Source organism: Streptomyces sp. NPDC059906 (assembly GCF_042730645.1).
GTDB lineage: Bacteria > Actinomycetota > Actinomycetes > Streptomycetales > Streptomycetaceae > Streptomyces > Streptomyces rubrogriseus.
In genome coordinates this window covers 50417-63798 of sequence record NZ_JBHWKU010000018.1, presented here as the reverse complement: position 1 = coordinate 63798, position 13382 = coordinate 50417, and the positions used below count along the sequence as shown (strand labels likewise).

The following is a 13382-nucleotide window of genomic DNA, read 5'->3' as shown; positions in this document are numbered from 1 at the left end:
TGTCCGGGAACCGAGAAAACGTACGCACGAAAAACGCGGGGGCCGCGCGAAAAGTTTCCGCGCGGCCCGACGAACCGTCAAAATTCCCTGGTCACAAGCCGATCAGGCCGCGCTTTGAGCGGTCCACTCGCTCCAGGGCATGTTCCAGCCGTTGAGTCCGTTGTCCGGCGCGATCGTGTCGTCCGGGGAGTTCTTGACGATGACGACGTCCCCGACGAGCGAGTTGTCGAAGAACCACTTGCCCGGGGTGTCGCCCTGCGCGCCCTGCGCGTCCGCCAGTCCGACGCAGCCGTGGCTGGTGCCCTGGGCGCCGAAGGGCGGGTTGCCGCGGTTGTACCAGTAGTTGCCGTGGATGAAGGTGCCCGACTGGCTCAGCCGCATCGCGTGCGGCACGTCCGGGATGTCGTACTCGCCGCCGAACCCGACCGTCGACCCGTTCATGCGCGTCTGCTCGGACTTCTCCGAGATCACCATCTGCCCGTTGTACGTCGGGTTCGCGGCGCTGCCCGCGGAGATCGGCACCGACTTGAGCGTCTTGCCGTCGCGGACCACCGTCATGGTCTGCGTGTTCGCGTCCACCGTGGAGACCTGCGCGCGGCCCACGGTGAAGGTCACGGTCTTCTTCTGCACGCCGTAGAGGCCGTTCGCGCCCTCCACCCCGTCCAGGTCGATCTTCATCGTGACCTTGGAACCGGCCTTCCAGTACTCCTCGGGACGGAAGTCGAGCCGCTGCCCGCCGAACCAGTGCCCGACCACCTCCTGCCCGCTGCTGGAGGTGACCGAGATGTGCGACTGCACGCTCTTCCGGTCGGTGATCGCCTTGTCGAACGTGAACGACACCGGCATCCCCACCCCGACCGTGCTGCCGCCGTCCGGGGTGTACGTGCCGACGAAGCTGTTGTCCGAGGAGACGGTCGTGAAGACCGAGTCGGCGGCGGCGGTGCGGCCGTCGGCGTCCTTCGCCCGTGCCGTGATCCGGTACTTCGTGCCCCGCTCCAGCTGCTCCTTCGGCTGCCAGCTGCCGCCGTCGCCGGAGACCGCGCCGGGTACGGCGGCACCGCTCTCCGCCACGGTCATCTTCACGTCGGTGAGCTTGCCGTCGCTGACCTTCACCCCGGTCGAGTTGATCGAGGCGCCGGTCGAACCGTCCTTCGCCGAGATCACGAGCTTGGCGACCGACGTGTCGGCGGACCCGGCGCCGCCCCTGCCGTCCCGCTTGTCGTCGGCACTGGCGCTCCCGCCGCAGGCGGTGAGGGTGAGGGCGCCGACCACCAGGGCGGCACAGGCCCCCAGTACGCGCCGCTTGGCTATGTCCGGCGTTGTCACGGGCTGCTCCAGGTTCGGGTGTTGTGCGATGTCCGCTTCAGCCGGGTAGAGGCCCCCGGCGGCCCGTGGGGTTCCCACCGGCCGCCGGAAACGCCGTCACGTGACAAAACCCGGACAATCGCAACACGCACGGGTCAACCGGCCGCACACGACGGCCCGTTCAGACCTCCCCGCCTTCCGGTCCGCCGTACAGCCCGCCGTACGACGGCCACGCCCCGCCCGGGCCGTCCACCGGCTCGGCGGCCCGGACCGCGCGCACGATCGCCCGCGTCACCATGTCCGCGCCCGCCGCCAGCACCTCGTTCAGCGCGAGCGGCTGCCCGGCGTCGAGCGGACGTACCCCGGTCGCCAGGGCGAACACCGTGTCCCCGTCGCTGAGCAGATGCACCGGCCGCACCGCACGCGCGATCCCGTCGTGCGCGGTGCCGGCCAGCTTCTGCGCCTGCGCCTTGGACAGCCCGGCGTCGGTGGCGACCACGGCGAGCGTGGTGTTCAGCGGCGGCGGCGCGTTCCTCGCCGCGACCTCGGCCAGCCGCCGCCCCGCGGCCTCGTGGACCTCCGGCGCCGGGTACTCGACCCGCCCGCCGCGGAACAACTCCCCGTACAGCACCCCCGTTTCCGGATCCGTCACCGACCCCGCCGCGTTGGCCACCACCAGCGCCGCCACCGTGATCCCCGAGTCCAGCACGGTGCTCGCGGTGCCCACCCCGCCCTTCAGCGCGCCGACCACGGCACCCGTGCCCGCCCCGACACACCCCTCGGCCACCGCGGTGCCCGGCGCGCTCGCGTGCGCCGCCTCCACCGCCGCGTATCCGGTGGCCGCGTCCGGCCTGGCCCGGAAGTCGCCCCCGCGGCCCAGGTCGAAGACGCAGGCCGCGGGCACCACCGGCACCACGGGGGCCGGATCGGGCCCGACCCGCACGCCTCGCCCGCGCTCTTCCAGCCAGGCCATCACGCCCGAGGCCGCGTCCAGTCCGTAGGCGCTGCCGCCGGTCAGCACCACCGCCTGGACCTGCTGCACCAGGTTGCGCGGATCGAGGGCGTCGGTCTCCTTGGTGCCGGGGCCGCCGCCGCGCACGTCCACACCGGCGACCGCCCCGCCCTCCGGCGCGAGCACCACCGTCGTCCCCGTGAGCCACCCGTCCCCGGCGCGGGTCGCGTGCCCCACCAGCAGACCGGCGACGTCCGTCAATGCGTCAACTGTCATACGGCCAGTCTCGTCCAGCCACCGGCGACGGCGACGGTACGGGCCCGACGGCGACCGAGGTGGCGGGCGGCGGCGAAACGGCGGCGCGGCAGGGGTCGACAGCGTGGCAGCGGTCGGCGGCGTGCTCGGGCGCGGGCGCGGGCCGTGGCGGTACGGAGCCGTAGCGGGTATGGGGCCGTGGCAGGCAGGTACGGAGCCGTGGCGGGTACGGAGCGTGGTGGGCGTGGAGCCCTGGCGGGTACGGAGCGTGGTGGGCGTGGAGCCGTGGCTCAGGCGGCCGGTGCCGCCGTCCGGCGCCGCTCCCGTTCGGTCCGTTGCGCGGTCAGCGTCACCCCGGCGGACACGGCCAGCGCAAGCACGATCCCCGCCACGAGCACCGCCTCGCCGCCCAGGAAGGTGCAGGCGAGTACCAGCAGCGCGGCCGTCGGCAGCACGAGCTGCTCGGCGAGGCCCACCTTGAAGTGCCGGGCGTGCAGCGCCCACACCGTGAGCAGGAAGACCGCCGTCGGCAGGGTCACCGCGAAGGACGCCACGAGCGTCGAGACGTGCGCCTTGCCGACGGCCTGCTCCACCGCCACCTCCAGTCCCGCCCCGATCGCCGCCGCCGAGGCGAACACCAGGTAGTGGCCGTAGCCCCAGAGGAAGGACTGCCTGTTGGACCGCAGGTGACTGTGGACGGGGACCACGAAGTAGATCCACCAGGCCGAGAAGACGATCAGCAGCCCGCCCGCGGCGATCGGCAGCACCTCGCCCAGCGCGTCGTTCTCCTCGATGCCCGACTTCACCGCGACCGTGGCCGCGGCGATGGTCTCGCCGAGGACGATGATCGTGAGCAGTCCGTACCGCTCGGAGATGTGGTGCGGATGCCAGGCCGACGGATGCTTGCGCTCGGCGAACGCGGGCACGCAGAGCTCCAGTACCACCATGGCCAGGAACAGCCAGCCCTGGCCGCCGTCCGGCACGAACAGCAGCCCTAGCCAGCCGACCTGGCAGAGCAGCACACCACCGGCGTACCGCAGCGCCATCGCCCGTTCCGCCCCGCCGGCCGAACGCGCCGCCCGCAGCCACTGCGCGGACATGGCGACCCGCATGATCGCGTAGCCGATGATCACGGCCACCCAGTCGTGGTCCTCGAAGGCCCGGGAGACCCCGGCCGCGAGGACCAACACCCCGGCGATCTGCACCAGAGTGACGACCCGGTAGAGCACGTCGTCGTTGTCGTAGGCCGAGGCGAACCACGCGAAGTTCATCCACGCCCACCAAATGGCGAAGAAGACCATCGCGTAGTTGAGGACGCCCTGACCGGCGTGGCCCTCGGCGACCGAGTGCACCAGCTGGACGCCGGCCTGGGCGATGGCGACGACGAAGCACAGGTCGAAGAAGAGCTCCAGCGGCGTGGCGGTGCGGTGCGCCTCGTGCCGGTGGCGGGCCTTCAGCCGGCGCACCGGAGGGTGGCCGTCGGGCGGCGGTGCGGAGGGCTCGGTCGCGGAGGAGGGTCTGGACGTCATGGCTCCCAGCACAGCAGAGACAACGCGGATGTGCTTGTGGGCACACCCGCCCGCCGGACGGACCCTGCGGGTGGGACGGGCCCTGCGGGCGGGACGCCTCGTCGTGGCCGGCCGGACGGACGGGTCCGGGTCCACGGCGCGAGCCGTACCCTGGAGCCATGAGCACGACCCCCGAATCCGAGCAGCCCGCGCCCCGGCCCGCGCTGGTCTTCGACGACCCGCTGGACCGGCAGAGCTCGGACGACACCGACCGCGGCTGGGGCGAGCGGCCCGAGGGCGACAGTGCGGCCGACCTGAAGCGCTTCCTCGACGAGAAGCCGCCCCACCACCTGTGAGCCGCCCGGGTCCGGACCGCCGGCGCTAGGAGCGGTCGTGCCCCGAACCGCGCTGTGCGATCAGGGCGTCGCGGATCTCCTTGAGGACCTCCAGCTCGGAGACCTCGATGACCTCCTCGGCGCTCTCCTTCGCCTTGCGGCGGGCCTCCTGCCGGGCCAGGTACTTCGCCATGGGCAGCACCATCAGGAAGTACACGACGGCCGCCGTGATCAGGAACGTGAGAGTGGCGCCCAGCACCGAGCCCCAGAGGATCCGCACGCCCGTGGCGCTGTCGCCGGTCCCGGTGCACGGGCCCTTCAGGCAGGAGCTGTAGCTGTCCAGGCTCTGCGTGCCGAACGCCCCGACCAAGGGGTTGATGACCCCGTCCACCACCGAGTTGACGATCTTGGTGAAGGCGGCGCCGATGACGACCGCCACCGCCAGGTCGATGACGTTTCCGCGCATCAGGAAGGCCTTGAAGCCCTGCCAGACGCTCGGCTCGTTCTTCTCGCTCACGGTGGGAGCACTCCTCGCTTGAACAGGTGTAGGAACCAATCGCTCCGCAACCTACGACAGCGTTGGGCCGTCCTGTCCAATTCGATCCCACGAACGAGGGACTTGACGGGCTCAGCACAGGGTCACCGCCAACCGCTCCGTGGTACCCGCGCCGACCAACCGGTGGGCGGTGGCGCGCGGCACCGAGACGACGACCAGCGCCCCGCCCGCCGCCGCATCCGCCACGGGCTCCGGCACCTTCGTCACCCGCACACCGCGTGCGATCACCGAGGCGTCGTCCGCACCGCCGTCCCCGGCCGCCACGACGTCGACCCGGTCGCCCGGCCTGAGCAGCCGCACCGTGGCCGCGTCGGCGATGCGCACCGGCGCCGCCACGAACCGGGTCGCGGGCCGCTCACTCACCGGATCGGCCACCGGATGTCCGCGTGCCCGCCGCTGGTCCGGCCCGCCGGCCCCCGGATGCGGGCCCGCCGCCACCAGCGCGGCGGCGGTGACCACGAGCCCGGCGGCCAGGGCACGCCGCCGGTGCCGTACGAGCCGGTGCAGCCGACGACGTCCGCCGCCCACCCGCACGGGGGCGAACTGCGGCACCTCGCAGGTGGGCGGCGCATCGGTGCCGGGCGGAGGGGAGAACGGGAACGAGTAAGCGGAAGGGGAAGGGGAAGCGGAGGGCAGGGCGGGACGGGACACGGGGACCACCACCTGTGACGAGGGACCGGCTTGCGCTCCCACGATGAGGCTTTTCGCCGCGTCCCGCCGAAGCCCGTGGACCACGGACCGGTTGTGGACAACTCCCTCACCGGAACGTGGCGTTCCCCGGGCTCCGGGCTTCGGGCTTCGGGCTTCGGGCTTGCGGCCCTCCGCACCCCTACGGCAGCGCGATCCCCGGATCCATCCCGCCCAGCGCCGCCCCGCACGGGCAGTCCCGCTCCCCGGACGCCGGCAGCGCGGCCACCGCGTCGAACAGGACGCCCCGCAGCCGGTCCACGTTCGCCGCGAACACCCGCAGCACCTCCTCGTGCGAGACGCCCTCGCCGCTCTCCGCGCCGGCGTCGAGATCGGTCACCAGGGTCAGCGAGGTGTAGCAGAGCTCCAGCTCACGGGCGAGCGCCGCCTCCGGGTGGCCGGTCATCCCCACCACCGACCAGCCCTGCGCCCGGTGCCACAGCGACTCCGCGCGGGTCCCGAAACGGGGCCCCTCGACGACGACCAGGGTGCCGCCGTCCACCGGTTCCCACTCCCGCCCCCGAGCCGCCTTCAGCGCGGCGGCGCGTCCGGTGGGGCAGTACGGGTCGGCCAGCGAGACGTGCACCACGTTGGGCACCGTGCCGTCGGGCAGCGGCAGCCCGTCGAAGTAGGTCGACGGGCGGGACTTGGTGCGGTCGACGAACTGGTCCGGCACCAGCAGCGTGCCCGGCCCGTACTCGGGGCGCAGGCCGCCGACCGCACACGGGCCGAAGACCTGGCGTGCGCCGACCGAACGCAGCGCCCACAGGTTGGCCCGGTAGTTGATTCGGTGCGGCGGCAGATGGTGGCCGCGACCGTGCCGGGGGAGGAAGGCGACCCGCCGGCCGGCGACCTCGCCGAGGAAGAGGGAGTCGCTGGGCGGCCCGTACGGGGTGTCCACCCGGACCTCGGTCACGTCGTCGAGGAACGAGTAGAACCCGGAGCCGCCGATCACGCCGATCTCGGCCTTCACCTTGTTCGCCATGCCCGCACCCTAACCGCCCCGCACAACGCCGAGGACCCCGTCGCCGGACGACGACGGGGTCTCGTAAGAACGAGAACGGAACGGGGCGCTACGCGGCGGTGCTGCCCGCCGACGAGCTGCCGGAGCCCGACGACGAACCGGATCCCGACGAGGACGTGGAGGACGCCGAGGCCGACGAGGACGAACCCGAGTCCGAGGACGACGACGAAGCCGAGGACGAGGCCGTCTTCGAGGACGACGACGCCGGCGAGCTGCTCGACGAGCTGCCGCGGCTGTCGTTGCGGTAGAAGCCGGAGCCCTTGAAGACGATGCCGACCGCCGAGAACACCTTCTTCAGGCGGCCCTGGCAGTTCGGGCACTCGGTGAGGGCGTCGTCGGTGAACTTCTGCACCGCCTCGAGGCCCTCGCCGCACTCGGTGCACTGGTACTGGTACGTCGGCACTGTCTTCCTCCTGGCACTCTCACTCGATGAGTGCTAACGACGGTCCATAGTGACCTATTCCGCGGGATCAGTCCACTGTGGCGGGCGCGCGGTGACCGACACCACGTGCGACCGTGCGGCCGTGGGACCGGGTCGCCAGCCGCGACCGGAGCGCCACCAGGACCGCCAGCGCGAGGACCGTGCCGCCCATCGGCACCAGGAACCCGGCGCCGTCCCGGAACCGGTCCTCCAGCTGTCCGGCGACGGTCACGGCCGCCGCCTGGCCCAGCGCGACGGCGCCGGTCAGCCAGGTGAAGGCCTCGGTGCGGGCGCCCGCCGGGACCAGGCCCTCGACCAGGGTGTAGCCGGTGACGATGGCGGGCGCGACGCACATGCCGACCAGCAGGCCGAGGCCCGCCAGGACGAGCACCGAGTGCGCGGCCCAGAGGCCGGACGCGGTCAGCGCCAGGGCGGCGTAGCCGACCAGGAGGCGCCGCTGCGGGGCCACCTTCCAGGCGATGGCGCCGCAGGCCAGGCCCGAGATCATGTTGCCCGCCGCGAAGACGCCGTACAGGACGCCGTTGAGACCGGGCTCGCCGATGGACTCGGTGAACGCGGCCAGCGACACCTGCATGCCGCCGAAGACGGAACCGATGCCCAGGAAGGCGACGATCAGCACCCGCACGCCGGGCACCCGCAACGCGGAAACGTGCTCCACGCGCGCGTGCCCGCCGTCGGCGCCGCCGACCTTCGGCTCGGTGCTCTTGCGCGCGGCGAACAGCAGACCGCCCACCAGGGTGAGCGCGGCCTCCGTGACCAGGCCCGCGGCCGGGTCGACGGCCGTGCACAGGGCGGTCGCCACCAGGGGGCCGAGGACGAAGGTCAGCTCGTCGGTGACGGACTCGAAGGCGGCCGCCGTGCTCATCAGCGGGGAGTCCTTGAGCCGCGCGGCCCAGCGGGCCCGCACCATGGGCCCGACCTGCGGCACCGAGGCACCGGTGGGCACCGCCGCGAGGAACAGCGCCCACAGGGGCGCGTCCGAGAGCGCGAGGACGGTCAGGGTCAGCCCGGACGCCGCGTGCACGAGCACGCCGGGCAGCAGGACGGTGTGCTGCCCGTAGCGGTCGGCGAGCCGGCCGCTGTACGGGGCGAACACGGCCATGGAGACGCCGGTGACGGCCGCGGCCGCGCCCGCGACGCCGTAGGAGCCGGTGGTGTGCTGCACCAGCAGCACGATGGAGAGCGTGAGCATGGCGAACGGCTGGCGTGCCGCGAAGCCGGGGAGCAGGAACGTCCAGGCGCCGCGGGTGCGCAGCAGCTGCCCGTATCCCGGACGGGTGACCGTGGATGCCACGGCCCGTGCCTTTCTGCCGCCTGGTAGCGCGGTCCCGCTGCGTGACGGTCGTCGTGCGGGAGCGCCGAGAGCTGTCCACTTGCGCGGACTGCGGTAGATGCCGGAGCCCGCGTGGATGAGGGGGCGATCCGGCCGCCATACGGTCGCGCCAGCTCTGCTTCAGACAGAGGTGGTTCGATCAGGTGCGGCCTTCATCGTACAGGGGGCCGGGGAGGGGCGGCCTGTGAAAGGGAGCACCCCTCGTACGCTCACCTGCGATTGCCGCGGGGGTCCTCGGTGCCCCCGGTGCCCAGCCAGCCGGCCAGCTTGCCGCCGTGGCCGACCGCGCGCAGCCGCGCCTCGGCGGCGTCCCGCACGGGGTCGGTGGCGACCACCAGGAGTTCGTCGCCGCGGCGCAGCCCCGTGGTCGGCAGCGGTACGAAGGACGTCCCGTCGCGGACGACCAGCGTGACGGCGGCCCCGGTGGGCAGCCGCAGCTCGTTGACCTCGACGCCGTGCATCCTGGAACCCTCGGGGATCGTCACGGACAGCAGGTGCCCGCGCAGCCGTTCCAGGGGCGCCGACTCGATGCCGAGGTCGGCCGCCTCGTCGCCCTTGCCCAGGCGCAGCTTGCGGGCCAGCCACGGCAGCGTCGGGCCCTGCACCAGGGTGTAGACGACGACCAGCACGAAGACGATGTTGAAGATGCGCTGGCTGCCCGCGACGCCCTCCACCATGGGGATCGTCGCCAGGATGATGGGCACCGCGCCGCGCAGCCCGGCCCAGGACATCAGGGCCTGCTCCTGCCACGGCACCCGGAAGGGCACCAGGCACAGCACGACGCTCAGCGGGCGCGCCACCATGGTGAGCACCAGCCCGATGACCAGGGCGGGCAGGATGTCGTCGCCCAGCTCGTGCGGGGTGACCAGCAGACCGAGCAGGACGAACATGCCGATCTGGGCGAGCCAGCCGAGCCCGTCGGCGAAGCCCCGGGTGGCGGGCCAGTGCGGCAGCCGCGCGTTGCCCATGACCATCGAGGCGAGGTAGACGGCCAGGAAGCCACTGCCGTGGGCCATCGCACCGGCCGCGTAGGCGGCGATGGCGATCGACAGGACGGCGATGGGGTAGAGGCCGGAGGCGGGCAGCGCCACGTGCTTGAGCCCCCACGACCCGAGCCAGCCGACCGCGAGTCCGATGGCCGCGCCGATGGCCAGCTCCAGGGCGATCTCGCCGATGAGCACGTACCAGTGCTCGATCGGTCCCGCCGTGGAGAAGGCGACCACGAGGATGACCACCGGGGCGTCGTTGAAGCCTGACTCGGCCTCCAGCGTGCCCGTTATCCGCTTGGGCAGCGGAATCCTGCGCAGCACGGAGAAGACGGCCGCGGCGTCCGTGGAGGAGACCACGGCCCCGACGATCAGTGCCTGCCGCCACTCGAGGCCGGACAGGTAGTGCGCACCCGCCGCGGTCACGCCGACGCTCACCGCGACTCCGCCCAGCGCCAGCGCGGAGGCGGCCGGGAGCGCCGGTTTCGCCTCCTTCCACTTCGTGCCGAGTCCGCCCTCGGCCAGGATCACGACGAGGGCTCCGTAGCCGATGACCTGGACCAGTTCGGCGTCGTCGAACTTGATGTCGCCGATGCCGTCCTGGCCCATGGCGATGCCGATGGCCAGGTAGACGAGCAGGCTGGGGAGCCCGCTGCGCGAGGAGATCCGGACCGCCGCCACGGCGATGAGCAGGACGAGCGAGCAGACGAGCAGGAGCTGGTTGAGGTGGTGGACAGTCAGCGGCCGTTCCCTTTCCCTGGTGCACCGCATGGATCACAGCGCGGGCGAGCGCGCCCGCTCGGCGCGCGAGGCGTGCGCCGGTGGGTGCACCGGCGCACCACCCCATGGCACACGAATCCGCCATGCTCTGCGGGCAACTACTTCGTTACCTTACCTAACTCTTGACGTTTTCTTGACGCTCGGCTTGGCAAGATCGAACGCCCGTGCGTCCGCATACCCGACTCCGCGTCAAGGCGGAGCCGGGCCTGCGCCTAGAGTTGCTCCAGCGTTCGGCGTTCAGCGCTCGGCGCTCCGTACGAAGCACAGCCCGCCCCTGCCGCTCGTGTTAGGACAGCAAGGACAGCGATGCCCCCCACCACCACCGCCTCCACGGGTCAGCAGGCCGGCACGTCCGGCAGGAAGAAGAGGCGCAAGGGGCGCAAGGGCCGCCTGCTCGTCCTCGTGCTGGTCCTGGCCCTCATCGGCGGCCTCGCCTACGGGGCGTACTGGTCGATCAGCACCGTCCGGGCGTCCTTCCCGCAGACCAAGGGCTCGATCACGCTGGACGGCCTGTCGGGCCCGGTCGACGTCAAGCGCGACGGGTACGGCATCCCGCAGGTCTACGCCTCCACCGAGGAGGACCTGTTCATGGCGCAGGGCTACGTCCAGGCGCAGGACCGGTTCTACGAGATGGACGTCCGCCGGCACATGACCGCCGGGCGCCTGTCGGAGATGTTCGGCGAGAGCCAGATCGACAACGACGAGTTCCTGCGCACGCTGGGCTGGCACCGGGTGGCGAAGAAGGAGTACGACGAGAAGCTCTCGGACTCCACCAAGAAGTACCTCCAGGCGTACTCCAAGGGCGTCAACGCCTATCTGAAGGGCAAGGACGGCGCGGACATCTCCCTGGAGTACGCGGCCCTCGGTTTCACCAACGACTACAAGCCCCAGGAGTGGACCCCGGTCGACTCGGTGGCCTGGCTGAAGGCGATGGCCTGGGACCTGCGCGGCAACATGCAGGACGAGGTCGACCGCGCGCTGATGACCAGCCGCCTCGGCCCCAAGCAGATCGCCGACCTCTACCCGGCCTACCCGTACGACCGCAACAAGGCGATCGTCCAGGAGGGCCAGTACGACGAGCTGACCGAGACGTTCGACGGCGGTGGTACGTCGGGCGGCGACGAGAGCGACGGCACGGGCACGGGGACCGGCAGCGGCACGGGGACCGGCACCGGTACGGGGACCGGCACCGGTACGGGTACCGGCTCCGGCAGCGCCCTGGAGGGCCAACTGGCCGGTCTCCAGAACGTCCTGGACAACGTCCCCACCGCCGTCGGCGTGAACGGCAACGGCATCGGCTCCAACTCGTGGGTCGTCTCCGGCAAGCACACCATCACCGGCAAGCCGCTGCTGGCCAACGACCCGCACCTGTCGCCGTCCCTGCCGTCCGTCTGGTACCAGATGGGCCTGCACTGCCGCACCGTCTCCGACAAGTGCCGGTACGACGTCGCCGGATACACCTTCGCGGGCATGCCCGGCGTGGTCGTCGGCCACAACCAGGAGATCGCCTGGGGCCTGACCAACTCCGGCGCCGACGTCACCGACCTCTACCTGGAGAAGATCACCGGCGAGGGCTACCAGTACGACGGCAAGGTGGTCCCCTTCGAGACGCGCGAGGAGACCATCAAGGTCGCCGGCGGCGACTCCAAGAAGATCGTCGTCCGTGAGACGAACAACGGCCCCCTGCTCTCCGACCGCGACGACGAGCTGGTGAAGACCGGCAAGAAGGCCACCGTCGAGACCGCCGCCCCCGACCGCGGCGACGGGTACGGCGTCGCGCTGCGCTGGACCGCGCTGGAGGCGGGCACCAGCATGGACGCCGTCTTCGCCATCGACCGGGCGCAGAACTGGGACGACTTCCGCGAGGCCGCCACGCTGTTCGACGTGCCCTCGCAGAACCTGGTCTACGCCGACGAAGAGCACATCGGCTACACGCTGCCGGGCCGGATCCCGGTGCGCGCCGAGGGCCACGACGGCTCCGTCCCGGCGCCGGGCTGGGACCCGAAGTTCCGCTGGACCGGCGAGTACATCGACCAGGACGAGCTGCCCTACGAGTACGACCCGGAGCGCGGCTACATCGTGACCGCCAACCAGGCCGTCGTCGACGCGGACAAGTACCCGTACACGCTCACCACGGACTGGGGCTACGGCGCCCGCAGCCAGCGCATCACCTCCCTGATCGAGCAGAAGATCAAGGACGGCGGCAAGATCTCCACCGACGACATGCGCCAGATGCAGCTGGACAACAGCAGCGAGATGGCCAAGCTGCTCGTGCCCCAGTTGCTGAAGATCGACATCGCCGACAAGGACGTCCGCGAGGCGCAGAAGCTGCTGGAGGGCTGGGACTACACCCAGGACGCCGACTCGGCGGCCGCCGCCTACTTCAACGCGGTCTGGCGCAACATCCTCAAGCTCGCCTTCGGCAACAAACTGCCCAAGGAACTGCGGGTCGAGGGCCAGTGCCTGTGGGTCGACCCGGTCAACACCACCGGCCCCGCGGACGAGACCAACAAGGTCCGCGAATGCGGCCAGCGCGACGCCGACCAGGCGCAGCCGGACGGCGGCGACCGCTGGTTCGAGGTGGTCCGCACGCTGATGGAGAAGCCGAAGAGCGACTGGTGGACGACGCCGGCCAACGGCACCCGCAAGGGCGCCGACCACAACCGCGACGACCTGTTCAAGCGCGCCATGACCGACGCCCGCTGGGAGCTGACCGCCAAGCTCGGCAAGGACATCGACACCTGGAACTGGGGCCGCCTGCACCGCCTGTTCCTGAAGAACCAGACCCTGGGCACCGAGGGCCCCGGCTTCCTGAAGTACGCCCTCAACCGCGGCCCCTGGAAGCTCAGCGGCGGCGAGGCGGCGGTCAACGCCTCCGGCTGGAACGCGGCCGGCGGCTACGGGGTGGTCTGGGTGCCGTCCATGCGGATGGTGGTCAACCTCGGCGACCTCGACAAGTCCCGCTGGATCAACCTCACCGGCGCCTCCGGGCACGCCTACAGCGCCCACTACACGGACCAGACCGACAAGTGGGCGAACGGCGAGCTGCTGCCGTGGTCCTTCTCCAGGAAGGCCGTCGACGAGAGCACGAGCGACACGCTGGTACTCAAGCCGTAGCCTGCCCCGTCCCGTCCCGTCCCGTCCCCGCCGACGTACGGCACAACGGCCTCCACGCACGCGTGGAGGCCGTTGTGCCGTCCGGCACCCGTGGGTCAGGGC

11 protein-coding genes are annotated in these 13382 nt (G+C 71.7%); 2 read left to right on the top strand and 9 right to left on the bottom strand.

Annotation, left to right across the window (positions count from 1 at the left end; all coding sequences use genetic code 11):
* Positions 1 to 102 precede the first annotated feature (102 nt).
* The 3 genes from ACFV9J_RS25490 to ACFV9J_RS25480 all read right to left on the bottom strand — a co-directional run bounded on the left by ACFV9J_RS25490 (position 103) and on the right by ACFV9J_RS25480 (position 4041).
* Positions 103 to 1326, bottom strand: a complete 1224-nt coding sequence (locus ACFV9J_RS25490; RefSeq protein ID WP_385357433.1) for an Ig-like domain-containing protein — start codon at positions 1324 to 1326, stop codon at positions 103 to 105.
* Positions 1327 to 1486: 160 nt separating this feature from the next.
* Positions 1487 to 2533, bottom strand: coding sequence for a P1 family peptidase (locus ACFV9J_RS25485; protein ID WP_385357431.1), 1047 nt, complete (start codon positions 2531 to 2533; stop codon positions 1487 to 1489).
* A 269-nt stretch (positions 2534 to 2802) separates the two neighbouring features.
* Complete coding sequence (locus ACFV9J_RS25480) at positions 2803 to 4041, bottom strand: low temperature requirement protein A (protein WP_385357429.1); 1239 nt, start codon at positions 4039 to 4041, stop codon at positions 2803 to 2805.
* A 158-nt stretch (positions 4042 to 4199) separates the two neighbouring features.
* On the opposite strand from ACFV9J_RS25480, the gene ACFV9J_RS25475 reads away from it, so the two are divergent.
* Entirely contained in the window at positions 4200 to 4376 is a 177-nt protein-coding gene (locus ACFV9J_RS25475) for a hypothetical protein (protein ID WP_385357427.1), read from the top strand.
* A 25-nt stretch (positions 4377 to 4401) separates the two neighbouring features.
* On the opposite strand, the gene mscL is transcribed toward ACFV9J_RS25475, so the two are convergent.
* From mscL to ACFV9J_RS25445, 6 genes are all read right to left on the bottom strand, one after another.
* On the bottom strand, positions 4402 to 4872 hold the full coding sequence (gene mscL / locus ACFV9J_RS25470) for a large conductance mechanosensitive channel protein MscL (protein WP_385357426.1): 471 nt from the start codon (positions 4870 to 4872) through the stop codon (positions 4402 to 4404).
* Positions 4873 to 4983: 111 nt separating this feature from the next.
* Positions 4984 to 5562 carry a hypothetical protein gene (locus ACFV9J_RS25465; RefSeq protein ID WP_385357425.1) on the bottom strand — a complete coding sequence of 193 codons (579 nt, stop codon included), beginning with the start codon at positions 5560 to 5562 and terminating at the stop codon, positions 4984 to 4986.
* Positions 5563 to 5740: 178 nt separating this feature from the next.
* Positions 5741 to 6583, bottom strand: a complete 843-nt coding sequence (locus ACFV9J_RS25460; protein WP_385357423.1) for an S-methyl-5'-thioadenosine phosphorylase — start codon at positions 6581 to 6583, stop codon at positions 5741 to 5743.
* An 88-nt stretch (positions 6584 to 6671) separates the two neighbouring features.
* Positions 6672 to 7025 carry an FmdB family zinc ribbon protein gene (locus tag ACFV9J_RS25455; protein WP_385357420.1) on the bottom strand — a complete coding sequence of 118 codons (354 nt, stop codon included), beginning with the start codon at positions 7023 to 7025 and terminating at the stop codon, positions 6672 to 6674.
* A 67-nt stretch (positions 7026 to 7092) separates the two neighbouring features.
* Entirely contained in the window at positions 7093 to 8358 is a 1266-nt protein-coding gene (locus ACFV9J_RS25450) for an MFS transporter (protein ID WP_385357418.1), read from the bottom strand.
* 248 nt (positions 8359 to 8606) lie between these two features.
* Entirely contained in the window at positions 8607 to 10154 is a 1548-nt protein-coding gene (locus ACFV9J_RS25445) for a potassium/proton antiporter (protein ID WP_385357417.1), read from the bottom strand.
* Positions 10155 to 10469: 315 nt separating this feature from the next.
* Here ACFV9J_RS25445 and ACFV9J_RS25440 point away from each other — a divergent pair, with 315 nt between their 5' ends.
* Positions 10470 to 13280 (top strand): penicillin acylase family protein, encoded by a 2811-nt coding sequence (locus tag ACFV9J_RS25440; RefSeq protein WP_385357415.1) that lies wholly within the window; start codon positions 10470 to 10472, stop codon positions 13278 to 13280.
* Positions 13281 to 13382 lie beyond the last annotated feature (102 nt).